This window comes from Zarconia sp. (assembly GCF_057467645.1).
The window spans coordinates 1-26536 of sequence record NZ_JBRJXU010000056.1 but is presented as its reverse complement, the minus strand read 5'-3'; the positions used below and the strand labels follow the sequence as shown (position 1 = coordinate 26536).

Below are 26536 nucleotides of genomic sequence, written 5' to 3'. Positions count from 1 at the left end.
GCAGAGGTAGAAAGCCGGTAAGACGCTCGAAGTGTCTTATATCCCTGGATTGGTGACGGCGATCGAATCTCACATTGTAAAAGCAATCGTCGATCGCACTTTCTTCTGCTTCCCTTCGCTTCTGAAGCTGTCTCTACCCCTTGCGAACTTCCCCTTCCCCACACCCCACACCCTACACCCACCCAAACCTGACAGTCCGATCGAGCGCCTGACGTTATAGTTACGCTCGAGATTGGGTAATTTGGGCCAAACTGCGATCGAGCGACAGTCGATGGGTGGGAATGCTATCGGTCGGTAGCAGCAGGGTGGCTTCGATTTCCTCTCGCACCGATGGTGTAATTTGCGCGTCGCTGTTGAGGCAATCAACGAGAAATTGGTTGGCATCGTAATATTGCTGTAGGATGCCGATCTCCGTGGCACTCCACTGCCAATCTCGACCGATATCGCGACAGGTTACGATCGCCTCTCGAAATTCTTCCACCCAGTTTTGCCCTTGAGTTTGCCACCAGGTTTGTAAATCTTCTTTTCCCCCTTCTAAATCGGGAAGTCGCTCTTTGAGTTGCGTCAGCCCTTGTTTCATCGCATCGGATAGGGGGAAGGTTCGTTCTAAATCCAAGGCAAAGATTAACGCCAAAATTTCCTGAATATCGGGATCGTCCACCAAACCCAGACTGGTATTGAAAGCCCGCGCTAGGGTTAAATCTAAAGACAGATCGGCGCACAAATCCCGCGATAAGCCTTCGTCGAGAGAAATCGCCAAATTTAAATCGCGATCGCCGAATAACGTGAAGTAAAAAGCGCGGACGGCAGGGGATTTATATTGGCTTTGAGATTCACCCTCCACAGCACCAGCTTTTCGTTCTAAACTCGTCAGCCACGATCGAATCTTCTCAAAAGATTCCACGAACCCATCGATATTTCGCTTCATCTCTAACAGGAGAAAATCTGCATGGGGAAGCATACTCGCCGCTAGCAAAATGACTTCCCGCCAGCGCGGTTCCATTGTATGTATCGAGAGTTGGCACAGTGCAAGTTCTAAGGCTTCCGAGGTGGGACTGGCGATAATTCGGCGAGCGCTGAGGTATTCTTGAAACGTCAGGTGAGAGAAGGAGTAAATATCTCGGGCTCGTTCGACTAACAAACCGTGTTGTAGTTGAATCGATTCGAGAACGGCTTCGCTATCGAGCCACAACGTTTCCGGATCGGGATTGGCATCGGCAAAGGCGAGTAAGTAGTCGCTAATAATTTGGAGAATATCGCTTTTTTCAAAGAAAGAATTGCCTTGCTCGAAGGTAACGATCGCAATTTGCCCCAGCAATTTCATCTTGTCGGCCCGAGACAGTTTCCGATAGGCGAGATCTCGCTGAATGCCCCGAGCGTTATCCCAACGCTCGAGCAAAATATCGAGTCCGGCTTGATAGAGCTTCGAGCGTTTGGTGGGAAACATTTCTCGTTCTTGAAACACCGAACAGACCAAACTGAGTAAAATCGGCGTTACCACCAGTTCTCGAATCGGTTGATTTTCTTTTTTGTGGAGTTTTTCGAGAAAAAGTTCGGCTTTTTCGAACCCCGCACTTTCCGATTGACGCTCGAATTGACTGGCACTCGCAGAAAACCAGTTCCGGGCAAAGCTTTCGATTTGCCCTTGAGAAAAGTCGGCGATTTCGATATAGATAAATCCGCGAAAACGATATTGCCGATCGGCTAATCGACAGGTGAGAATAATTTGATTTTGATAATATTTTTTGCTCAATAGATCGATCGCGGCAATCACCTCATCTTTTGCCGACTCGGCGACTTCATCTAATCCATCTAAAAGGAATAATATTTTGCCGTCTTGGAGTAATCGCTCGACGAGATCGATCTCAAGATTCAAATGGCTCCATTGCCGAGCGATCTCCTGTTTTAAGCTCAAATCTCTGGGCGCGCGAGCGGCAAAGGTTCTTAACTGAATAAAAATCGGAATTGCATCGCTTTTATAGTTGCCTCGATTGCATTCGATCGCAATGTGTTGAAGAAAGGTTGTTTTGCCCGCCCCCGGCTTTCCTAAAATTGCCAGCTTTTCATACTGGGTGACCGCTTCCATGCCCGGAACCGTATCATCCAAATTTTGACTAAAACCAACGCGATCGCTGCTATTTTGTGTCTTTTGTAAATCGGAAACTTCCAACCATCGCTGATGGGATAAATGGGGTAAAATATTGACGTGCGTGTAAATTCGATCGAGCAACAGTGGCTGAGTCATATCTAAAGAAGACTGCAACGTCCCGCAAGTTGCTTGAATTTGCTCTTTGAGCTGCGATCTCAAATTTTGCACCCACTCTTCTGTGGAAAGTTGGCTCTCTGGGTTCTGATTCTGTCGTGCCTGATTCTGTGAGTTCGAGCCTTCGGATGAGGGGGGTAGAATCGGTGGTAAATCGGCAATATCTTCCCAATCTAATTCTAGTTGAAAGCAAATATCGATAAACACATGACGTTCGATCGGTCTGCCTGTAAAAAATTTCCAAATTGATTGGCGCGTTGATAAACCGACCTCAGCGGCAAGATATTCTTGAGTCCATCCTTTTCGTTCAAAGGCTTGTTTTGCTCGGGTAATACCTGCTTCGCAGGCTGTTAGCGATCGCTTTGCCATCAATTTTGCAGACCGTTACATCATTGATTTAATTCTATGATATTCGCCCGTCGTTCCCCTGGGAGAGCTGCATCCCGGAGGATTCAGGTATTTAGACCGATTAACGTTAACGCTCGATTGTGATTTCAACACCCAATTAAAAGGAGTTATTCTCAGAGTATTCTCTGACATTATCGATAGCCGTCGCAACTTTAGGCGCAGACACTTTGATAATTTTTGATAATTAACGTGAAGCGCGGGTGTGGGGCAGTGGCGTCAACTCAGGCTACTGCCATTGCGTGGTCAAGCTGCGGAAATCAAATTCGGCGACATTGGGATGACAGCTGGCGCAACTGCGTACTGACACCGGACGCTCGATCTCAACTCCCGGATGCAGTGCCCGAAAGTAACGAGACACATCCATCCGATAAGGGGTTTCTTCTCCCTCATCCGTCGGACGGGAAAAAATTTGTAAGTAATTCCAGACAATTTGAATTTCCGGTTCCGGCAAAATCGCCACCCGAGTGCCGTAATGCTCTTCATCGAGCAATAAATCTCGCCAGGTTGAAGTGGGAAGTACCGCCGGGGGCAGGGGAATATGGCAACCACTGCAATTCTCGACATAGAGCTGTTCGCCGAGTTGGTATCGCTCGGGGGTGGGATCGACCGTCCCGATATTGGCGACGAGTGCAGGGGGTGTTGGAGAGCGCGCGGCAACATCGAGTCCCCAACCCAGAAGCGCACTCCATATGACCAGCACCAACAATAAGATCAAGTTCGATCGCCGACGACGACGCGACTTGAAACGTTGCTTGAAATTCAATGAGAAAAGCTTCCGAACCAAACGTGGCATACTGAGTGAGGGCGATCGCGCGGCTCGATCGCGACAGAAAGAGTAAAACTGGATGTATTCATGGTACTGGTAATTGCGGGCGAACGCAGTAGCGCAGGCAAAACAACCGTCACCCTGGCTCTACTCGCGGCCCTGCGCCTTCGGGGACACAGCGTCCAATCTTTCAAAGTCGGTCCCGATTACATCGATCCCATGTTTCATCAGTACGTTACGGGTCGAGCTAGCCGCAATCTCGATCCGGTACTGACGAGCGAAGATTACGTCCGCACCTGTTTCGCTACCCACCAGCACGGGGCAAAATGCGCCATCGTCGAGGGGGTGATGGGTTTGTTTGACGGTGCATCCGGCCGCGACGACACCGGCAGTACCGCCCACATTGCCCGCCTGCTCGATCTCCCCATCCTCCTGGTTATCGATTGTTCTCGCCTGTCCCGTTCCGTCGCAGCCATCGCCCAGGGCTATCGCACCCTCGATCCGAGGCTGAAAATTGCCGGGGTGGTGTTGAATCGCGTGGGGAGCGATCGCCATTTGCAATTGCTACAAGAGGCTCTCGAACCCCTGAATTTACCGATACTGGGCGTGTTGCGGCGACAGGATGAAATTTCGATCCCCGATCGTCATTTGGGTTTGGTTCCTACGGCAGAACTGCCCCACCTCGACGGATTGCTCGATCGATTGGCGCATCTGGCCCAAACCGGGTTCGACTGGGACGCACTGCAACCTTTACTTGCATCTTGCCCCACACATCCGGTTCCCCTACCTCAAAAGCAGCAACCCCAGACCCGAATTGCCATTGCACGCGATCGAGCCTTCAGCTTTTACTACGCTGACAACCTCGATCTCCTCGAACAACTAGGGGTGCAACTCGTACCCTGGAGTCCCCTCAGGGATCCGCAACTGCCAGATAATATCGGCGGATTGTACTTGGGGGGTGGATTTCCCGAAGTGTTTGCGTCGCAACTGGCTCAAAATGCTACCGCACTCGATGCCGTCCGACGCTTCGCCCGGGAGAGAATGCCGATTTATGCAGAATGCGGCGGTTTGATGTATTTGAGCGAGCGCCTGGTGGATTTTGAGGGCAATTCCTTTGAGATGGCAGGAGTTCTGCCGACAACGGCGGTGATGGGCAAACGGCTGACACTGGGATACCGGCAAGCCGTGACCCGGCAAGATAGCCCCGTAATGCCGACGGGAACCACGGTGTGGGGACACGAATTTCATCGATCGCACCTCACCGAGTCTCCCGATGCACCTCTGTTTGAAATGCGCGGATACAGCCCTCACAGTCCGATTTATACTGAAGGATGGCGGCGCGATCGCCTACACGCCTCTTACCTGCACCTCCACTGGGGAGCCACTCCAGAAATTCCAGCGCGATTCGTTCGTTGTTGCACGAAAGTTGCCCCATTGATGGGAATGGGGAATGGGGAATAAGGCCACGTGCAACTTGTACGAGCCTAAACCTGACAACACGGGGGGAAGGAGAAAAGGGGGATAAGTCTGCTGTGAGTCCCCAAGCTCCCCTGCCGCCTCATGCTCCCCCTGCTCCAGTGGGCGATCGCCTCTTGCCGAGCGTAGACAAAGTTGTTAAATGTTATTATAATTAACCGTCAACTTGAAGCGCAGACACGCCAAGGAGGGAACTATTCCAGAGCAACTAACTTTGACTGTTAGCCTCAGAGGCACCCGAGAAGTCACAAAAAATTATCAGCTATTTCGCCTGAATGGCTTGTTAGACGCTTTTTCCGAGCCGAGTTTTCAGAAGGTTTTCGGGAAATGCGTTGATGAGGGTCCCAAGCATCTCATATTGGATCTATCCAAGATCGATTTTGTCGATAGTTCTGGTTTGGGAGCGTTGGTGCAACTTGTCAAAAAAGCGCAAACCAGTCAGGGTAGCTTGCAAATCGTTACCAACCCTAGGGTAACGCAGACAGTTAAGCTCGTTCGTTTAGAGAAATTTCTGTCATTACAGCCTTCTGTTGATGAGGCAATTGCCAACGTCCCGAAAAGCTAAATTTCAATTTCATACTCGTATCGAGCCAGCTACCCTGCCATCGAGCAGTGAGGCTGGCTTCAGTACGATCTGGGCTTCAACGATCGTAGGCCATCCAAGAGCCCGAAGGGGGCTTTGGGGGGCAACGAGCGCGAGATGCTGGTGACGCTCAGACTGTCTTAACCGAACTGAATGCAGCGATAAAATCTCTCCAAACTCTAACAGAATCATCGTCTTGTAGAGCTTTACCCTTTGACCGATACTTGCGATCGCGCACGAAGACTGTATACTAAAATGTCTAGCGCATCGATCTCCCTTGGGAACCGATCGCCATCGAACGCTCGGGTATGTCAGAAACCGAACCAGAAAATACAGCTCCATGTCTTGCCCAACCGTCTTTTGAGCTTGGGGCAATGGGACAATTGAGTATCGGTGAAGTGCAACAAATTTCACCCGCTGCCCTAGCCTACCTCGGAGATGCCGTTTACGAGCTTTACGTTCGCTACCGATACATACGACCGCCCAAGCGGATACAAACCTATCACCGTCAGGTTGTCGAGCAGGTCCGAGCGGAAACCCAAGCCCAACACCTCGAATCGATCGAACCCTACTTAAGCGATCGCGAACGGGAGATCGTCCGGCGCGGACGCAATGCAGCTTTCGGTCGTCCCAAGCGAGTGAGCGCTCGCATTTACCAACAGGCAACGAGCCTCGAAACCCTCATCGGCTACCTTTACCTGAGCGATCCCCAACGTTTAAACGAACTGCTAACTTATCTAGAATCGAATTATGAGCCGCAGATCCCCAAAACCATCCCCCAAACCGACGAAGAAAAATCCCCTGAAGATCGATAGTCCCAGTAAAAGTAGTCGTAAAAATTATAGTAAGAGTAACGGTAAAAGCTATCGAGATCGGACCGATCGCAATCGGCAAGAGCGATCCCCAAAAGATTTTCCCCCCAGAGCTGACGAAACCATTGAAGAGACCGAACTGATTTACGGTCGTCACAGTATCTTGAGCGCCCTGGAAAACCAGCGCCAGCTCAATCGCATCTGGATTACCCAGCAACTGCGCTATTCGCCCCGATTTCATACCTTACTGCCTCAAGCGAAGGCACGAGGAACGGTCATTGACGAAGTGGGATACGGACGATTGGATCGGATGACCGGTGGAGCAACCCACCAAGGTGTCGCCGCCCAAGTCGCCCCTTACGAATATGCCGACCTCAACGGGCTGATTGCCAGCGCCCTCCAAACCTCTGAGTCTCCGGTGCTGCTGGTTGCCGACGGCATTACCGATCCCCATAATTTAGGGGCGATCGTTCGGACGGCCGAAGCTATGGGAACCCAGGGTTTAGTCATTCCCCAACGGCGGGCGGTGGGCATTACCTCGGCAGTGAAAAAAGTGGCAGCCGGTGCCCTGGAAATGTTTCCGGTGGCGCGAGTGGTCAACCTCTCGAGAACTTTAGAAACTCTTAAAGAAGCCGGATTTTGGATTTACGGCTTATCGGAAAAAGCGCCCCAATCCATTCATCATGAATTTGGCAATTCTGGTAAAAATACGGAATCGACCCCCAAACCGATTGTTTTAGTCGTGGGTTCCGAAGGCAAAGGATTGAGTCTGCTAACCCAGCGCTGCTGCGATATCATGGTGTCAATTCCCCTTGCCGGCAAAACCCCCAGTCTCAATGTTTCCGTGGCGACTGGTATGGCTTTATACGAAATTTACCGCCAGCGTTGGTCTTCTCGACATTTTAAGATCTCCACTCAAACTGTGCGCGACGAACAATAGCGCAGGTCAAAACCCACCATTCTAGAGATAAACCCGTCAATGGAGATTGAAAAAATGTATCGGACAGAGTATAACAAAATGTAAAGCATTTCCCAATTCCATAAACTACGCTCTTGTAAATCGTTTTTCGATCGGTTAGCAAAACTAAGATGAAAGAATTTTTGATTAATCTGCTCAATTTTTTTGGCTTCGCCTGGTGGGTCAAAGTCGACACAGCCTCTCCCTGCTGTACCTATTACTTCGGACCGTTCTTAAGTGAGAAAGAAGCTCTCAATTCAACCAACGGGTATGTTGAAGACTTGGAACACGAAGGCGCTCAAGGCATAAACATACAGGTATCTCGCTGCAAACCCAGCGATTTGACCGTCTATGAGGAGGATTACTCTAACCCCTCGAGTTCTGCTCCGATTTTCAGCAGTTAGATGTAAAACCTTTGTGGCGATGCCCTCGTCACAGCGACATTGAACTCCGTTAGCTCCTTTATTGAGGTTAACGGGGTTTTTTTGGGCGGGTCTAGCTCGTGCCGATAGCCGTCGCCATATAGCAACCGCGCCTTCCAATTAGGACATCGTGAGGGTGAGCTGGCAATCGCAGTGGGAGCAGGGGAGGCAGCGGTCGGACCACGGGTTAATTACATAATTGTCTGACATTGTCCTAAGCGTCGTGGCAGTTGCTATAAGCGCAAAACGCAAGGGAACGCTCCCCCCACACCCTACACCCCACCCTTACCAGTCATTGTTTGCTCCCGAACTGACGTTTCATTACCCTCTGCGCTTACCCATAACTCGAATGGGGACTGCTATATATCGCGATCTGCAGTCGTTTGATAGCCGTATGCAGTCACATTAGGGCATCGCGAGGGCGATCGAGGGGAGAGGGGGAAGCAGACGTTGCTGGGGGAGAACGATCGAAATCATGCAGGTTATCCAAAATTGACGTTCAAAAATTGATTTAGTTCCATTAGAGTTTGAGTTTAAAGTAATATTTTAAGTGCGTCCGATCGAATGCCAAAATCTTTTATCGGATATCGTCGCGATCGCTAAGGGCAGGGGGCGATTGATACTCAATTGGAGACCACTTTTGCATGACCCATTTGGGTTGGGTTCGTAACATTTTTAAGGGACTGAGTGCCTCCCAATTCATGGGTCCGAACGGCTATGGGCTCAGCACTGCAGCGCGAGGTGAAAATGTGAAGACGAGCGATATAATGTATACTATACAACAATTTGAGAATGTTTTCTAGAATTGGCCAATCTTCCGGACCACTGTGGAAATACATCGTACTTAATAGTAAGCAATTGCCACTTCGGGTTAAATTGCACTATAATCCATCTGTTGTATCTTCGGAACTTTCGCGCCAGTTGCCCGTCAGGGTTAAAAGTTCTCAAACTTACATAAGTTGATGTAAGGTTTCGTCTGTATATACAGATTTAGATTTAAGCATTTAAAAATAATTTACGCTCGTAAGATCTGACAATCGTTCGGATAACTACCATCGATTGTAGGTTGAGATGGGCGAGTGCTCTACCAACTCGTGCTCTACCAAATTTCATTCAAAAACTGAAGAAGAGAACTCGTTCTCGATTGCAAATATTGGCTCGTCTAAGGCATCATTTTGGAGCCAAATGCAAGCAAAACAAGAAGGCTCATCGTATCAGAACGTTTACGGTGAGTGCGAGCGATTCTCTCGGTATTGGTTATTCCTGTTGAGGAGCACAAAAATGTCACAAGTTCTTGAGAGTTCTCTTTCTCCACCCCGAGATTTTACCGTGACGACGATTGTCGGGACGGGAGGTTTTTCCATCGTTCCCAGTCAAGGAGTCGTTGAACCGCTGAGGGTGAATGGTACCTCAAATGCAGATAGAATCGTTCTCAATCTCCAATCAGAGGAAGAGTTTGCCACCAATATTCAGAATGCTGCAAATCTCTCAACCACAGGTATCCTGCCACCAGATAATCCAGCGGCTCTTGATGCCTTTAATCGCGTTCAAACGGCAATTGCAGAGGTGGCCGATGCCGAGCCGGCAGATGTTCCCGAGGCGACGGCGAATGCCATCGGTCAAATTGATAGCGCCATCCAAGTTTATCAAACCAACGGTGTATATCCATGGGAGTTGATTGCCGCTCGCCAGGAACTCGCCTTTGCTCTCGGGGGACAAGTCGATGGTGCGGAAGGTGACGACACGCTAATTGCCGGTCGGGGTTACGATTCGATGCTCGGCGGACCGGGTGCGGATGTCGTATTCGGCAATCAAGGTCGAGATACTTTAGACGGCGGCACCGGTGACGATACACTCTATGGCGGTGAAGATGAAGATGTGGTGGTGGGTGGTGAAGGAAACGACTTTGTTTCTGGGGATAACGGAAACGATACTATTTTTGGGAACCAAGGTGCCGACTTCGTTCAGGGAGGAGATGGCGATGACTTTGCTTTTGGCGGTCAAGGCAATGATGTTGTCCTTGGTAATGCCGGTAACGACTCGGTTTACGGGGATAAAGGCAACGACTTTGTCGCGGGCGGTCAAGGTCTCGACATGGTCTTTGGCGGACCGGGTGACGACACGATTCATGGCGGTCGAGATAACGACACGGTCAGTGGCGGCGCTGGTAACGATCTGATTTTTGGAGATAAAGGCGACGACCTGCTTATGGGTGGCGAAGGAGAGGATACGTTCCGCTTCGAGTTCTTTGGGAATAACCCATCTCCGGTGACCCAAGACAATCGCATCTTGGGTGTCGATACCTTGACCGACTTCAACCCGAACGAGGATGTCATTGCCTTCGATAGCCGCATCTTCCCTGCCTTGGGTGACACGCTACGGGCGGAATTTACTCAGATTAACGACCCAGCCGAGTTGGGCAATCAGACGGCAGCGATCGTCTACGATGCCAGCGCGGGTCTAGTGTACTACAATCCCACGGCTGCGGCTGGGGATGAGGTGGATATTTTGAAACTCGACCCGACGCCGGACGGTCTCGACGAGAACGATCTCGATAGTTTCTAGGGGTGGGTCTGTTTTAGATTGCGATTGATGAAGGGGTTTGTAACTCGTGATGAAAGTTAGCAGTGCTACCGATAGTCCGATATCGTCCGTAGGTCACCCTCTTGCCAACTGGGTGGCAAAAGATATGGCATTGGCTCGCCAGTTGAGCGCTCGCGGTGAAGTCGATGGGGCCATTTCCACGTATCGGAAAATTCTTCAGCGTCAGCCAGAGTGCGTCGAGGCTCGCGCGGCTCTGGGGGAGCTGTACGAGAGCCAGGGAAAAGACCGAGAAGCCATTCGCCAGTACCGATGGGGAGTGCATCTATCTCCCCAGGATTTGGAAATCTGGTTGCGCCTGGGGAACTGCTATTACCGACTCGAATATTTAGACCGGGCAACGCAAAGCTACAAACGGGCGCTCGCCATCGAACCCGATTGTATTCGGGCGCTCTACCAACTGGCAATGGTGCTGCACGATCGCGGTCAACTCAAAGGAGCCGCTCGTCGCTACCAACAGGTTATCGATTACTGCCGTGCCGGCGATCGGGAAAATCCAGACTACGCCAACGCCTACAACAATCTCGGGTGTATTTTCGTGGCGTTGAGAGAGTTCGAGCGCGCTTTGGCAATTTACCGAGAAGCCCGGGAAATCTCTCCCGATTCCGCCGCACTCCACAACAATTTGGGTCAACTCGGGTTCGTTCGCGGCAATCTCGAGGAAGCGATCGCGGCATACCGTCAGGCGATCGCTTTGGAGCCGGAAAACGGGCTATTTCACTACAACCTGGGGCAGGCTCTCCAACAGCAAAACCAACACCCAGAGGCGATCGAATCCTTTAAAAAGGCGATCGAACTCGATCCGACTCGCCTAGCGGCTTATGACGATTGCGCTCGTTCGTCTGTCGCCTGTGGGGAGTTTGGAGAAGCTTTTGCCGCTTTATCGGCTCTCCTGGAACGGCAACCCCATTGGCTTGCAGGGTACGCTCGCCAGGCGAGCCAACGAGTTCCCGAGAATGACCTAGAGCGCGCGAAAGCGGCCTGTGGGGAATTTTTAATGGCTTTGCAACCGGAATCGGAGGTTCTGGAGCTTTGCGAGCGGCTGACCCGGGTTCACGAGTCTCTGAGTCGCACTCGATTGGCATTGGGAGATGAATATGGGGCGGCCCGTCACGCTCGACAGGTGGCGGAAATTCAGGCGGTCTCTCGATGGCGCTGTTGGTGGCTGGCATTTTGCGCGATGTTACCGCAGTCGGTGGAAGCGAGATGGCTGTTTCGAGGGGTGACGATTGCCAGTCGAGGGCGAAATCCCGCTCGAAATCCCGAGCCAAATCCCGAGGGAAATCCCCAACTCACCGACACCTCTTCCGTTACCGTAACACTTTCGCTGCAGGGGGTTTATACTGCCGCTCGCGATTGGTGGCGGGCAACTCGTCAGGGAGATTATATCGATCTCGGTTCGGGAATCGCTCCGGCTTGCACCCTCGCACCATTTTTGGAGCCGCTTCGGGAACCGCGAACTCAGCCTGGGGTCACCCAGCAAAACTGCCAGGGGTTGAATTGCGATCGATGTCTCAAAAGAATTTTTAATGATTTCGAGCTGACCCATCAAGGAGAGGGAATTTACGAGTGTCGCCATCCTCAACCGGTGGAATTTCCCGAGTTAGAGGCCTTCGTTTCGGTGATTCCCGAGGGTCGAATTTGGAGTATGCCCCAACAAAATTGGTGGCAAGTGTGCGAGGCGATCGCCGTGATTTCTCCGGATGGGTATTTATTAGAGGATATTTCTCGGGAATATCCCGATCGACTCCCCGGTTGCGACATCGAAGAACGACCCCAGCACCGGATTTTTACCCAACAAGAACTTCCTCCCATCGAATATATTGATGGCACGGTGGTTTCCCTGGTGGGACTGTCGGGAAATGTCTATTTTCACTGGATGGTTGACGTTCTCCCTCGGCTCGAGTTGTTGCGTCGCAGTGGTATCGATTGGAATCACATTGATGGGTTTCTCGTCAATCAAAACCAACATCCTTTTCAGAAAGAAACCCTCGCGCAACTGGGGATTCCCCCAGAAAAAATTCTTGAAAGCGATCGCCATCCTCACATTCGGGCGAAACAGCTAATCGTTCCCGCTTTTTCGGGACATTTAGGTTGGCCTCCTGCGTGGGCGATCGACTTTCTGAGGCAGAGGTTTTTGCCGGCGGCACTCTCGCAATGTCAACAGACGAAGCGCCAATTTCCCGAGCGAATTTATATTAGTCGCGCCCGCGCGAAATATCGCCATCTTTTTAATGAAAATAAGGCGATAGAACAGCTTCAGGAAGCGGGTTTTGTTTCCGTGGCGTTGGAAACGATGTCATTTTTCGAACAAATCCTCTTATTTCATCATGCCAAGGTAATCGTTGCACCTCATGGCAGTGGGTTAACGAATATTATTTTTTGTCAACCCAATACGAAAATTATTGAGTTAACCTCACCGAATTATTTTCGTCATTATTATAGAGCCCTCAGCCAGCATCTAAATTTACAACATTACTACATCGTTGGGGAATTATTTCCGAGCCGTTTTTTGCGAGATTTAATGTATCCAAGTCCCCTCGCAGAAGATATCTACTTAGAGCCTCGTCTCCTGAAGAAAAAAATCAAGCAACTTGGTATTATGCAAACCCTCTCTTCTCCGAAACTCAAATCCTCGAATCCGCCTGCCGATCGATCCGAGCGTGCAGCGTCTCAAACGGAGAATCGCCGCCAGAATAAATTATCTTCTTCTCCCTCAACATCGAAACCCAATCCATCAGCTGTTGACTATCAAAAACAAGCCGAAACCCTTCTCGCCCAAAAGAAACTCGTCGAGGCGATCGAGGTCAGTCAAAAAGCGATTGAAGCCGATCCGAAGTTAGCCTCAGCCTATAAAGTGTTGGGCAATGCCTTGCGCGCCAACGGTCAGCTCGAAGAGGCAAAATGCTGGTACGAGAAAGCCATTAAAATTCAGCCCCTGTATGCCGAAGCCTATGCCAATATCGGCAATGTCTTGTTTCAGCAGCAACAGTGGAAGCCGGCGATCGAATACTACCAAAAAGCGATCGAAATGCGACCAAATTTTGCGGGGGCGTACCATCATTTATCGAAAGTTTGGCTGAAGGTGGGCAATCCGCGATCGGCCGCGGATTGTTTGTATCGCGCCTACGAATTAGATCCGAAACTCGGTCGCGCGGAAGAACATTTGAATTTGGGAAATACCCTCTTGCAGCAAAATCAGTTAACCCAAGCCATTTCCTGTTACCGTCGCGCTCTCGATCGCAATTCTGGGCTATTCGGGGCGCACCAAAATCTCGCAGAAGCCTTAACTCGTCAGGGGCGGTTTGTGGAAGCGACCCAATACTATCGGATGGCGGTGAAATTGGGATTGACTCACTCGGCTTCTACTGAGGAAGTTACATCGGAATTATTCTCGGGGGAGGCTCCCGAGGCGACCTCTGCCAACTCCTCAGCAGCAACGGTTCGAGCAGCAGATCTCATTTCCCAGGCTACTTCCACCGAGCCAGTCTCATGGGAGTTATTCTCGGGCGAGACTTCCGAGGCGACCTCTGGGAACCCCCCTGCAGCAACGGTTCGAGCAACGGATCTTCTTTCCCAGGCTACCCCGGCTTTACCCGTCTCTACGGCCGAGGAAACCCCCAATCGACCGCCTCAGATCGATCCGGTGCAGACATCCTCCGGGTTGGGGAAATGGCTCTCGAGCATGGGTAAGGTCGTCGGTACGCAGCTCGGTCTGATTCTCGGCTCGGGCCGACCTCTCAATGCCGGTGGCGATCTATCCAATGCTCGCAGCATCCGAGGGAATCGCCCTTTGACGGAAGAATATCTCGACTTGGCGAACGTGTTGCTCCAACATCAGGAAGTCCATCGGGCAATTCGGTGTTACCGCAACGCCATCGATGCCACGCCCCAAATGACGGATGCGGTGTATCGAAATCTCGAAACCGCAATTCAAGATGCATTAGCGCACAAGGAAAAGGAAGAAGCTGCGGACAACAGTTCCCTGGAGGTTCTTGACGAGACCTCACTTCCATCGATGCCTCAGCTGACACCGGCTGCGTTTACCCCGCAAACCGTGGCCCAAGGACACATGGGTATGGGGGATATCTTACTGCAGCATCGGGAACTCGATCGGGCGATCGAGTGCTATCGGGAAGCGATGAACGCCCATCCTGCGGTGGCTAAAACTATCTACGACCATTTAGAAGCGGCTTTTGAGGAATCGCTCAATCGCCGCAACCGCAATCTCGAGGAGATCGACACCCCAGGACTTGGAGCAAAGACATCCGTTCCGGTGCTACCCGAACGCCGCCATCAGCCTCAGAGCAATCCTCCGGAAATAAATTCGTTGATGCCTGCGGGCTATCCAGATTCAGAAGAGAGCGAGCCTGCCGGGGTAACGCCTCGAGGGGACGATCGTCTCGAGAAGAACGCGATCGCGACCGATCGGGTGAATCGAGAACCCAAAGATGCTCCCATCCCGGCAGAACCTTCGGTACTCGCGAAGGCGTTGAGTCAACCCCACGAGCAAGAGAACTGCCAGTGCCTCCATCGCGAGCCGGAACCAGAGCAACAAACGGTTGCCCCAAGCGTTCCGAAACCGATTGCGAAACCGATTGCAAAACCCATTGCCGCTGAGAAACCGTCGATCGACCAGATGCTGCAACAGGCTCAAACTCAATGCCGAGACGGCAATTTTCAGGAGGCGATCGGGTTATGCGAACGGGCAATTCAAATCCAGCCGAAAGCCTGGAATGCCTATGAAATTGCTGGGGAGGCTTTCATCGGACTGGGCAATTTAGAAGAAGCCGATCGACACTATCAAAAAGCGCTCGTCGTACAACCTAAATTGGCGAAATCCTATTTGAATGTCGGCGATCGATATTTCGAGCAACAGCAATGGCAACAGGCGGGAACGATTTATCAGCGCATCGTTCGCATGGCCCCGAAACTGGCCCGAGGACACGATCGCTTAGGTGATATTTGGGTGATTCAAGGCAACTTAGAACAAGCGATGAAATCTTATCGCACGGCCCTGAATTTCGATCCGTCTATCTGGGAAATTCATCATAAAATCGGCGATATTTTTCAAGCTCAGGGCAAGTTAAAAGAAGCGGCGGATGCTTACGGCAAAGCGACGCAAATTGCTGGAGATTGTCTAAACGCCAATCGTGTATCTAAGGGTTAGGGACAAACTAGTGCCGCTACGGGTCATTAAAAATCCGTCTTGAAAAGTTGAACGGGACGGGGACCGACACCGCTCGCGATGCACGCAAAATGAAAAATGAAAAATTCTTACTCTACATAGCTTTCAGCGGTTGAGGACGAGCTTGTTATTTCTGCCGCGCTGCACTAGAACAAATCCCGAAAAAAAAGCGCAGTTTCCTCTGGCTTCCCGAATCAATACACAGCGACGCTTCCTATGGCTTCCCCCTTCTTAAGGGAGAAGGGAGGGAGATATTGTAACCCACTGAATCCTTACAAACAAAAAATCGGGTTTTGTTTTACAAAAAATATCCGAAAATCTTCCCGATTTTTCTACTCATCCTCGTACTCAGTAATAGGACAGATTTTTAAGACTGATTCATCCCCAGAGATTGGAGCTTAGAAGAAGTAATGCTTGATGTAAATCATAATGGCAAGGTCGCTCGTTTAACGTCTCAAGACGCTCAAATAATTTTACAACCTCGGCTCGCTCAGTCTCACTATCATTTGGGTCAGGTCTTCGCCAAACAAGAACAATGGGAAAAAGCGATCGCGTCTTATCGTCAAGCATTACAAATTGAAGCTCGTAGTGAAGTCTATTTGAGTTTGGCAGCTGCGTTAGTTCGAAATGGAAAAAATGTTGAGGCGATCGAATGCTATCAAAAGGCGATCGAACAACAGCCAAACCTAGGGAAGGCGCATCATGATTTAGGAGACTTGCTCCAAAAACAGGGGCGCTTGGAAGAGGCGATTTCCGCTTATGAGAAAGCGATCGAATTTGAGCCAGGGTTTTCTTGGTCTCATAATAATTTAGGAGATGTGCTACGAGATTTAGAACGTTGGGAAGAGGCAAGTACGGCTTATAAAAAGGCGCTCGAACTCAATCCAAATTTTGCGTGGTCTCATTATAATTTAGCCGAAGCACAACAACATCAAGAACATTGGCAAGAGGCAGAAGCGAGCTATCGTCAGGCGCTCGAACTCGATTCTTCTTTAGTTTGGGCTTACAGTTATCTTGGCGATGTTTTATGTCATCAAGAACGTTGGTCTGAGGCGATCGAGTCCTACGAAAAGGCGATCGAGTTAGAGCCGAATATTAACGTTTCCGTTTATCAAAATCTCAGTGAAGCTTTAGAAAAAGTCAAACAGCTCGAAACGCTTCAATACAGAACACCAGAGGGGAGCGAGAATCTAGAAATCGATCGAGAAGATCGAGAAATCAGTCAGAATCACAAAAAAATGATTTTAAAACAACCCAAAATTATTCTTTTTACTGCCTATTATAAAGCCAAGCATGCTATTAGACAAGAAGAATTAATCTATTGTCTCAAAAAGAATATTCAATGCGATGCCATCGATAAAATTGTGTTAATCATCGATGACGATCACGTTCCAGAGGTGAAAAGCCCAAAAATTGAAATCGTCAACCTACTCGAAAGACCGACCTATCTGGACTGGGTAGAACTGACCCAAGAAAGAGACGATAATATTCTTTCAATTTTGGCGAATACGGATATTTACTTCGATGATTCAATCCTCAATCTTAAAGAAATATTTGCGAATAATTCACAAGCATTCGTAGCACTCAGTCGCTATGACAAAGAAGGCGATCGTCAAAAATTACATCAAAATCCTCATTGGTCGCAAGATGTTTGGGCAATTTCGAGTCAATATCAGTTTACCGAATCATTGAAAAAGTCTTTGAATTTTTCTTTGGGGGTTCCGCGCTGCGACAATAAAATTGCGTACTTATTCACAATTCATGGTACTCGAGTTTATAATCCCTGCCATCAGATTAAAACCGTACACGTTCAAGAAAGTCAATTGAGAGCTTATAGTAAATACGGCGATACGAGTATTGTGGGTGGAACGGCATGGGTTTATCCCAGCGTTTTGATTGACGAACCCTCGAAAATTAAAATCGACTTTTGGACTTTAAATTCATCGAATGTAACTGGAGTTCAAATTAATAAGACTTGGGACTCTTTAAAAATCAGCCAACAAAACCCTGCCAAAAACTCGGAGACTCATCAGGAAGAAACACCCAAAGATAAAATCAAAAAAAATATTCTGGCATTTGACTCAGATTGGCAATATCCTGCCATCACAGAAAAACATGCCTATGAAATGGCAAAGAGATTTTTGACTGGAGACCATTATCAAACCAACGTTATCTATTTTGCTTTTCCTTGGGCTACACTCATCGATAAGTCACTGCATGGTCAAGACCTAGAAGAAGCAGAAAGATTAAGAGAAAAATTATTTGATTTTCAAAAGGAACTCAAAAAATATCAAAGAGTCATCACCGTTTGTCAACATGTACGGATGTTAGAGTTTGAGAGTCTTTTTGATGAGGTGGGAATTACTGACATTTTTTGGTCGCATACCATCAAAGAGCAGCAGGTTTTACCCACTTATCCCAATATTTCCTTGCATCCGTTCCCGTTATATCCCGTGCAGGCGATGGATGTTCAAGCAACCGATATCGAGAAAAAATATTTGTACTCATTTGTCGGTGCTCGTGCGACAAAATCGTACATGACTGATTTAAGAAATAAAATAATTGATTATCTTTCTGGAGACGATCGCGGCACGATTGTCGCACGAGAGCGATGGCATTACAACAAGATTGTCTACGATGGTCAAATTCTTAAAAAAGCGAAAGAATCTGACACGTTAGTCGATCGATCTGCATCGGAAGAATTTAAACAAGTGATGCAGCAAAGTGTCTTTGCGCTTTGTCCGTCGGGATCGGGTCCGAACTCAATTCGTCTGTGGGAAGCGATCGGTTTTGGCGTCATTCCGGTTATTTTATCTGATACGTATTTACCCCCTGGAGATTTAACCCTGTGGTACGAAGCAACGGTCATCTGTCCGGAAACAGTTGAGGATATCAAAGCACTTCCAGAGCGATTAGCCCAAATCCAACAAAATAGCGAACTACTCCATAAAAAACGTCATGCACTCAAAAAATTGTGGAGTAAGTACGGACCGGACTGCTTTGTCTACGATATCGCTCAGTTATTTTTCCAATATGCATTAGGTGAGATTAAAGCTATTCGGAAAAATCCAGAAACACCCGCTCTTTCAAACACCGTCATTAAGACGTCAGAGACCACTTCTAAGTTACTACCAGCGACACCAAAAAAGAAAGCCTCGACCAAAGTCATTACAAAAGAAAATTTCAAGCCATCTTATACTTGGCCCAATCCGAAATTTCCCTTTCGGCTATATTACGATAGCCCTCAATGCCGAATTTTTATCATCGAGAATATCCAACATAATTGGAACTGGATGGCTCAATGTCACGAACGTTTTCGGAAAACGGATTTCTTCTTTGTGATGACCGGTTGGTATCAAAGCCCTGACTTTGCCGAGGAAGCCGAAACTATTTTCTCCATCTTGAATTTGGATAAAACTCAGTTTTTCTTTCTATATAACTCTCCACAAGAAATGGAAAACTTTGCCCAAAAAGGTTTTCTGGGCGATGTAATTAACCAAAATGCTTGGATTGATGAAAAGACCGTCACGCTAAATGTCAACCCAGAGAAAATATACGATGCCATCTACGTAGATTTTGACAAAAAATACAAACGTCCTCAGCTGGCAGAACGAGTTTCTAAGTTAGCTCTGGTGAGCTTATCGAATCCAGGAACAGTAATTCCTGAAGCCCTGCCACATCAATACATCAATCAGCATCAACTCTCACGGGACGAAATATATGAAAAAATGCATCAATCTTACTGCGGGTTAATTTTATCTCCAGAAGAGGGAGCCTGCTCGACTTTAGGTGAATATCTCTTGTGTGGAATTCCAGTCATTACGACACCTTCACTGGGAGGACGCGACATATGGTGCGATGACTATAACTCGATGATTTGCGAGCCAACACCCGATGCCGTTTTCTCGGCAGTGGAACGTTTTTTACAAAATCCTCCGGATGCAAAACAAATTCGCCGAATGTATATAGAGAAGGCTCAAGAACACAAAGCTAAGTTTATTCGAGCCATCGCTGATGTATTTAAGCGTTTTGGAGTCATCGATATCGAGCCAGCTAGCTATTTCCACCAGAATTTCTATCACCGAATGCGAAACAGCGAGAATATTAATTTCGTCAATAATCTATTCCAATAAATATTAAAGACTAAGGGTTGCAAATTATGTCCTTTCTCAAATCGAAAGAAAAACCGCTAAGTAAAGAAAATTTCAAGCCGTCTTATACTTGGCCGAATCCAGCTTTTCCATTCCGAGTTTATTATGCCAGTTCTAAGTGTCGAATTTTCATTATTGAAAATATTCACCATAATTGGAATTGGATGTCTGAATGGCACGAGCATTTTCGCAAAACGGATTTCTTTCTCGTTTACTGCGGGTGGTACCATAGTCCTTTCTTTGCGGAAGAAGCAGCGACCATTTTTTCCATTCTGGATTTAGATCGATCGCAATTCTTTTTTCTCTATAACAGCCCACTTGAAATGCAAAACTTTGCAGAAAAGGGGTTCCAAGGAGATTTGATTAATCAGAATGCCTGGATTGATGAAAACTTGGTAATGCAACCATTGAAGCGGGAGAAAATTTACGATGCAATTTATGTCGGGCGTCGTAGTGCTTTCAAGAGACATATGCTCGCCTCTGAAGTCTCTCACTTAGCACTTGTGGCAGGAAATAATCACGGCAATTCTATTATGGATATTCCCCCGTATGATTATTTAAACGAAAAACCCCTATCTCCAGAAGAGGTTTGTGAAAAGATTAATCAAGCTTATTCGGGTTTGATTTTATCTGAAGAAGAAGGAACCTGTTTTGCCTCCAGTGAATATTTATTATGTGGAGTTCCAGTGGTGTCTACACCATCCAAGGGGGGACGGGATGTTTGGTATAACGAGTACAATTCGATTATTTGCGATCCAAGCCCCGATTCTGTTGCAGAAGCGGTTGAAGAATTAGTGCAATATCCTCGTAATCCGCTACGAATCAGAAAGATGCACATCGAGCAATCACAAATCTACCGAGCTAGGTTTATTAATTTGCTTGCAGATATTTTCAATCGTTTTGGAGTTGTTGATGTTAATCCGATTGACTATTTTAAAGAAAACTTTTTTCACAAGCTTAGAAAATCGTATAAACCCGATTTTAATAAAATTTTTGGAGTTTAAATAACTAGACCAGATCAACTCTATAATGTAGTCGATTTATTTTGAGCGAAATGAAAAGTCATGAATAACTACACGACCTTAAAGAACAAACAAGAAAGCAGCCATAGTCACTCCTATCGAACGGTTGTTGAAAACGATCGGAGTTGTACCTATCTAGATATTGACAACTCCCATAGTTGGTCGAGGAACTATCCACTACATCAACTCCAAAAGTTTTTTCAACACATTGCACCGAGTGAATTTATTACCCTTGGGGATGGTAAAGGCGGACACGAAGCCCAAATCATCAAGCGGTTTGGAAATCGTGCGATCGGGACGGATATCGCAACAGAAATGCTAGAAGTGGCTAAAGAAAAGTTGTTAATTGATGATTTTGCCAAAGAAGATGCTGAAAATCTATCCCTAGCAGATAACTCGATTGACTACTGTTTGATTAAAGAATCACTCCATCACTTGCCCAGACCCTATTTGTGCATTTACGAAATGTTGAGAGTGGCACGGAAAGGCATAATACTTATCGAGCCGAACGGAGATCGTTGTTATAAAATAGGTCAAGAACAGTATGAGGCTTCAGGAAATTATAAATATCAGTTTACTCTAAAAGAATTAATTCAATGTGCCGCTTGTTTGGGATTTACTAACGTAGCTTATGGCTATTCACCAAATGTTAATTATATTTTAAATTGTCTTTGTTTTAAACAAGAGTTTCCCGAGCTATGGGCGAATAAAGAAACGCGACCTGAACCCATGGAATTGGCAGGCAGGCTCATGAAATGCTCGGTCAAGTATGGGGATAAATTCCAACAGTCAAAAACGAGTTTTGACAAGGCAGTTCATGAATGGGTTGAAAGTCACGATCCACACATTAATCCGTTACTTATTTTTGCGATTTTTAAGCATGACTTATCTCCAGAGTTCAAAACAGTCTTGCAAGAGTGTGGTTTTGAAGTTCCTCATATTAAACCCAATCCATATGTAAATTAAATCAATAACTAAACAGATAATATCGAGTTTTTAAGTCATAGTAATACGTAGGACAATGATTCAATCCAAAAATATCCTAGACCAATTTATTGCGAAGCTCGAAGAAGACAGCAAAAAACAAGATATTCCCGAATGGATAAAGGCTTGGTATTGGAAAGAGCTAAATCCTGAGTTGGGAAATAGCCAAGGTTATGAAGGAGCGATCGAACTCTTTAACTGGTATGCCGGACAATCTTCATCCCGAATTTATCCCAATACAATTGAGAGTCGTGATTTCAAATCGTGGGTACAAAAAAGTATTGATTTAGATCGAGCAATCTTTTCCAACCCAATTTTATCGGAAATTCAAGCTGCACAACCCCAACGGAAACTCGACTTTGCTAACTACGGTATCTATAACGCTCAAGATTATTTCTTTCCTCAATTTATTGCCAATCTAGCTCAAAATAAAATTGCTAATGTAATTGATTTTGGTGCTGGTTCAGGTCGGCAGTTAAACTTGTGGTCTCAAGATCCGAATTTACAGACTTTTATCGGTATCGATGCTGTTCCCCAAAATTACTGTATTCAAAACTTATACTACCAGTTAATTGGCTTGAATTTCAAAGATTACATCTTTGCCGATGAAGATTTTAAAGTTGAAAAACATCCGCAAAAAACAGTCTTTCACTTGCCGTCTTGGAAGATGGAAGAAATTCCCGACAATTTTGCAGATCTGATAGTGACCGTGCAGGTTTTGGGAGAACTGCGACCGGAAATGACAGATTACGTTATTTCACAATTTCACCGAATTTTAGTTCCAGGGGGTCAACTCTATATTCGAGACCATGGTAAGCGTCACAATCCGAATAAAGTCGATATCAAAGAAACCGTTCGTCGTAATAACTTCCACTTGGAATTTGAACCTTATCTAGAAGATTTAGTTCAAATTCATGGAATTCCTAAAGTTTGGCGAAAAATGTAATGGATTGATTTAGTTGGCTTATTGAGTTGTTTTTACAGATAACTCAATGGCTATCTATATGAGTTCGTAATTTGGAATAGAGTGATGTCAAAATTACTGGGTAACAATTCGGGAGGTATAGAAGGCGTTCCCGGACTCACACAATACGATAGTGTTGCCGGTAGCGATCCGCAAACTCTGCGTCAGGAAATAAAGTGGAACAAACGCAAGTTTTTGTTTGTATCTCTTTTTTTAATTGGACTATATCTACCAGTTTTAGGTATAACGATTACCTCTGGAATCACTATTCTGATGATTCTTGGTATTGCTACTCCTGTATTTTTAGGAGTCTTTGTTGGTTTACTATACTGCTTCAATCGTTACTACACTTGACTGCTACAAAACGATATAAACTGCTAAGTCGCGTTTAATTTTTTTGTGGCAACCACATAAATTTTGAGCAAGCAGTCACCTCTAATTATTTATTCAATTATCTGGAGAAGTAAAAAATGCTGACAAATGTAGCTGATGCTATGGAGTTTGAAGGGATGACCTCACCCCAAGCTCTGACATTAATGAATGCATTTTTAAAAAAAGTGCAATCTCTTCATAATAGTGGTCTATTGATGGAATTTGGCACCTATAAAGGTCGAGCAACCGCACTCATGGCTAAAAACCTTAATGAGGGCAACTGGCTCCATGCTATAGAGCAGTCCGACTATCTTGAATTCGATCGATTATTGAAAATTAGTTCCCGTGTGACGTGGCACAAGCAGTCCTCAGAGACCTTTGTTACTGATTTGGTTCCGGTACTAGCAAAAGAGAAGAAGATTATCTATACACATCATGATGCAAGCCATTACTTCAATAATGTTTATACCGAACTCTCTAAAATTTTAGAGTATATGGATAATTATGGGATTGCCATTCTTGATGATTTTAGTGATGTATACTCTCAAGTGCGTGCCGCTTATTATTATTTACGGTACAAGCAAAACTTTCCATATGAGTTACTTTTAATTGGCTTTAACAAAGCAATTTTAGTTCGAGAAGAGTTATTTGAATTTTGGGAAGAGTATGTATTGAGCGAGCTGCTCGATGATATGGCTGACGGTGATTTTTCGTGTAAGCTTCATCGTACCGATATTAATCGTAATTCTCGATCGTTTTACCTAAATACTCGAAAACAAGATGAAGATGCTTATTATGGCTTAAAGATATGGGGAAATCGATTCTATCAAAAATCATCACAATTTCTAAAAAAATAAACTCTTTCTCTCAATTTGTGACGAAGGATTGACATTGCTGGATGTACGATGACTTTGAAGCCAACTACCAGACTTAGGTTGAAGAGCGGAGAAAATCAGCCCTCACCTTCAAACGATGCATCCACGGCTTCACTTCGGGTCGCTCGAAAAGTCGATCGACAACGGCTTGCATTTGTCGCGCGCGGGGGGTGGCAGTTGGTGTTCTCGAGGCACGACAACTCACCTGGGGCAGCCAAGCGGCACGGCTACCCCGCAGAAACACCAGGCGCAGTATCATTTCGACAATCGCTGATTCTCCATCGAGTTGGGGATGGAATCCACCGGCAAAAGCGAGGTGTCGGCGACGGAACAGGACTGCGCTTTGGCTTAACGGCTGCCAGAGTCGATCGAGTTTCCAAACGTGCAAGTCTTCCAAATCCGGTATCTGATGCCATGGTGCAACTTCGATCGCCTCCTCGCCATCGGGATACTCGCAGCCACTCAACAGCACATCCAGAGTCGAGGCTTCTGTCTCAAAACAGGCGACTTGCTTTGCCAGCGTTCCGGGAAGAAATACGCCATCCGGTTTGAGAAATAGAATCAATTCACCCCGCGCGACTTTCAATCCCTGATTCCATGCGGTAACGACACCCGATCGAGCTCGGCGAACGTAGCGCACCGGAGTCGGGTGAGAGTGCAATGAGCTTATCGGCAGACTCCCAATGGCATTCTGAATGCGATCGCCGATAATGAGAACTTCGCAGCGAACATCCGTTTGGTTGAGGATGCTCTCAATTGCCCGTCCGAGATTGGATGACGAACTTCCATCGATAACGATACTAACCTGGGGCGCATCTCGATCGAGATCGGGTTTGAGCTGCCAAGTTGCATGGGCGATCGTTCCTTGTTCGCGCACGTTGCCCGCAGCTTTGTTACCCTGGGCTTCTCGACCGAAGTAGGCGGCTTTTTTTCCGCCGCGCAGGTGGTTGTAGGCATGGTTTTGGTGGATGGCACTCACCACCAAGCTGGCATCGACGACGGGATAGCCCCGATCGATGGCTGTTTCCACCATCCAAGTATCCCAGTAGCCCCGCCCGATCGCAAACTGGGGCAGCCGGGGAAAGAGAGACTTGGGGAAGACAAAGTAATCTTTGGCATGGTACGTGGCAAGAGTTCCAGTTTCGCGCACCCATTGAACCAGATTCACATCCCAGTTCGGCGAGAAATCCAGAGGTTCGGTAATATCGGCATCCCAACGCCGCCCCAGCATCAAAAATTGGGGGAACTGCCCTGCCACGGCACTGGCGGCTTGGGTGAAGTCATCAGTGAGGATAATGTCGGCATTGAGATACCCCAAAATCGGATAAGTGGCCTCGAGTTGAGCGCGGGCAAAAATACCATCGAGTCGGGGGGTGCCGTATTCATTGCGATCGAGTTGGGGAATATGACGCAAGCCAAACTCTCTCGCAACGGATTCCGTACCCGCTTCATCGCCGAATAAGATAATTTCCGGTTGGGGTTTGAGTTGCGCCCAACTGGCGATCGCGTTGCGCTGAATCGTGCCGATGTGACCCTCAAAGGGTTTGGGCACTGCAAAAAGCGTCAGACTCGCAGGGGGTGGGCAATCTGAGTTGACGTAGAAAATGTTGACCATCCGTTAGAAATACCGAACGCGCGGGTTGGCAAAAATCAGTCTAAACAATCCAAACAATTGGTGATTGTCGCTCTTCCCCCAATATTCAGCTAGCGATCGCCCCACTCAGGGAAGCCGACGAAGAAAGATATAGCGCTTCGTCATCAGTTTATTTACACGATCGCGCGCGCATAGGTTTTTCTCTTCCCCATTCCCCATTCCCCACTCTTTCTTCTGAATTCCGAATTCTCCCTTCCCCATTCCCCATTCCCCATTCCCCATTCCCCATTCCCCATTCCCCACCCTCGCGAGAAAATGCGATCCGACGGTCGTCAATCTTTGAGATGATGAACTTACGTATTCACATCGCTCGAACGCTATGTCTCTCAATCGTCGTCGCTTTCTATACACTCTAGGCATCGGTACCCTCGCCTTCGGAGGCTTCAGTAGTTGTGTCTTCGCTCAACCGAGCGATTCCCAGGAAGATGAAACCTTTGTCTTGCCGCCACTTCCCTACGATTACAACGCCCTCGAACCCTACATCGATGCAGAAACGATGCGGTTCCACCACGACAAACATCATGCTGGATACACCCGCAACTTAAATGCGGCGGTGAATCGATATCCGGAGTTGAAAACGAAAAGTGCCATCGAGTTGCTCGAACAAATCGAAAGCTTACCCGCAGATATTCAAACCACGGTTCGCAATAACGGCGGCGGCTACGTCAACCATAAAATGTTTTGGGAAATCATGAGTCCCGATGGGGGAGGTCAACCGACAGGGGCGATCGCCGAAGCGATTCAAGAAACGTTTGGTAGTTTTGAGGCCTTCCAAGAGCAATTTAACAATGCGGGCAAATCTCAATTTGGGAGCGGTTGGGCCTGGCTGGTTCTCAATAACGGCAACTTGGAAGTGACCGGAACGGCCAATCAGGATAGTCCTTTTATGGCGGGCATGTCTCCGATTATGGGGAACGATGTCTGGGAACATGCCTACTATCTCAATTACCGCAATGCTCGCGGCGAGTACCTCAAGCAGTGGTGGAACGTGGTCAATTGGGATGAGGTCGAGCGACGCTACCAAGCCGCACTCGCGT

18 protein-coding genes are annotated in these 26536 nt (G+C 47.5%); 15 read left to right on the top strand and 3 right to left on the bottom strand.

Features of this window, described 5'->3' with window-relative positions; genetic code table 11:
* Window positions 1-31 precede the first annotated feature (31 nt).
* Window positions 32-220 carry a hypothetical protein gene (locus AC2215_RS08010; RefSeq protein WP_486809446.1) on the top strand — a complete coding sequence of 63 codons (189 nt, stop codon included), beginning with the start codon at window positions 32-34 and terminating at the stop codon, window positions 218-220.
* Here AC2215_RS08010 and AC2215_RS08005 read toward each other — a convergent pair whose 3' ends face one another.
* Both AC2215_RS08005 and AC2215_RS08000 read right to left on the bottom strand, forming a co-directional pair.
* Window positions 221-2632, bottom strand: a complete 2412-nt coding sequence (locus tag AC2215_RS08005) for an NACHT C-terminal helical domain 2-containing protein (protein ID WP_486809445.1) — start codon at window positions 2630-2632, stop codon at window positions 221-223. It abuts the gene before it with no gap.
* Window positions 2633-2897: 265 nt separating this feature from the next.
* The gene (locus AC2215_RS08000) at window positions 2898-3371 is read right to left on the bottom strand and encodes a diheme cytochrome C (protein ID WP_486809497.1); all 474 of its coding nucleotides are present in this window, start codon (window positions 3369-3371) and stop codon (window positions 2898-2900) included.
* 153 nt (window positions 3372-3524) lie between these two features.
* On the opposite strand from AC2215_RS08000, the gene AC2215_RS07995 reads away from it, so the two are divergent.
* The 13 genes from AC2215_RS07995 (at window position 3525) to AC2215_RS07935 (ending at window position 23827) form a co-directional block, all read left to right on the top strand.
* On the top strand, window positions 3525-4898 hold the full coding sequence (locus tag AC2215_RS07995) for a cobyrinic acid a,c-diamide synthase CobB (protein WP_486809444.1): 1374 nt from the start codon (window positions 3525-3527) through the stop codon (window positions 4896-4898).
* A 211-nt stretch (window positions 4899-5109) separates the two neighbouring features.
* Window positions 5110-5478 (top strand): STAS domain-containing protein, encoded by a 369-nt coding sequence (locus tag AC2215_RS07990; protein ID WP_486809496.1) that lies wholly within the window; start codon window positions 5110-5112, stop codon window positions 5476-5478.
* A 326-nt stretch (window positions 5479-5804) separates the two neighbouring features.
* Window positions 5805-6311: a Mini-ribonuclease 3 gene (locus AC2215_RS07985; RefSeq protein WP_486809443.1), complete on the top strand. Its 507-nt coding sequence runs from the start codon at window positions 5805-5807 to the stop codon at window positions 6309-6311.
* Window positions 6247-7248: a 23S rRNA (guanosine(2251)-2'-O)-methyltransferase RlmB gene (gene rlmB / locus AC2215_RS07980; RefSeq protein WP_486809442.1), complete on the top strand. Its 1002-nt coding sequence runs from the start codon at window positions 6247-6249 to the stop codon at window positions 7246-7248. The genes AC2215_RS07985 and rlmB overlap by 65 nt, the downstream gene beginning before the upstream one ends.
* 149 nt (window positions 7249-7397) lie before the next feature.
* Window positions 7398-7670 carry a DUF1816 domain-containing protein gene (locus AC2215_RS07975; protein WP_486809441.1) on the top strand — a complete coding sequence of 91 codons (273 nt, stop codon included), beginning with the start codon at window positions 7398-7400 and terminating at the stop codon, window positions 7668-7670.
* A 1299-nt stretch (window positions 7671-8969) separates the two neighbouring features.
* Complete coding sequence (locus AC2215_RS07970; protein WP_486809440.1) at window positions 8970-10253, top strand: calcium-binding protein; 1284 nt, start codon at window positions 8970-8972, stop codon at window positions 10251-10253.
* Between the two features lie 49 nt (window positions 10254-10302).
* On the top strand, window positions 10303-15459 hold the full coding sequence (locus AC2215_RS07965; protein ID WP_486809439.1) for a tetratricopeptide repeat protein: 5157 nt from the start codon (window positions 10303-10305) through the stop codon (window positions 15457-15459).
* A gap of 428 nt (window positions 15460-15887) precedes the next feature.
* Window positions 15888-19610, top strand: a complete 3723-nt coding sequence (locus tag AC2215_RS07960; RefSeq protein WP_486809438.1) for a tetratricopeptide repeat protein — start codon at window positions 15888-15890, stop codon at window positions 19608-19610.
* Between the two features lie 26 nt (window positions 19611-19636).
* Window positions 19637-20632 (top strand): glycosyltransferase, encoded by a 996-nt coding sequence (locus AC2215_RS07955; protein WP_486809437.1) that lies wholly within the window; start codon window positions 19637-19639, stop codon window positions 20630-20632.
* 60 nt (window positions 20633-20692) lie between these two features.
* On the top strand, window positions 20693-21616 hold the full coding sequence (locus AC2215_RS07950; protein ID WP_486809436.1) for a class I SAM-dependent methyltransferase: 924 nt from the start codon (window positions 20693-20695) through the stop codon (window positions 21614-21616).
* A gap of 55 nt (window positions 21617-21671) precedes the next feature.
* Window positions 21672-22580: a class I SAM-dependent methyltransferase gene (locus AC2215_RS07945; RefSeq protein WP_486809435.1), complete on the top strand. Its 909-nt coding sequence runs from the start codon at window positions 21672-21674 to the stop codon at window positions 22578-22580.
* An 84-nt stretch (window positions 22581-22664) separates the two neighbouring features.
* Window positions 22665-22952: a hypothetical protein gene (locus AC2215_RS07940; RefSeq protein ID WP_486809434.1), complete on the top strand. Its 288-nt coding sequence runs from the start codon at window positions 22665-22667 to the stop codon at window positions 22950-22952.
* 116 nt (window positions 22953-23068) lie between these two features.
* Window positions 23069-23827, top strand: coding sequence for a class I SAM-dependent methyltransferase (locus tag AC2215_RS07935; RefSeq protein WP_486809433.1), 759 nt, complete (start codon window positions 23069-23071; stop codon window positions 23825-23827).
* Window positions 23828-23900: 73 nt separating this feature from the next.
* Here AC2215_RS07935 and AC2215_RS07930 read toward each other — a convergent pair whose 3' ends face one another.
* Window positions 23901-25460: a glycosyltransferase gene (locus AC2215_RS07930; RefSeq protein WP_486809432.1), complete on the bottom strand. Its 1560-nt coding sequence runs from the start codon at window positions 25458-25460 to the stop codon at window positions 23901-23903.
* Window positions 25461-25818: 358 nt separating this feature from the next.
* On the opposite strand from AC2215_RS07930, the gene AC2215_RS07925 reads away from it, so the two are divergent.
* On the top strand, window positions 25819-26536 hold a 718-nt coding region (locus tag AC2215_RS07925; RefSeq protein ID WP_486809431.1), incomplete at its 3' end, for a superoxide dismutase.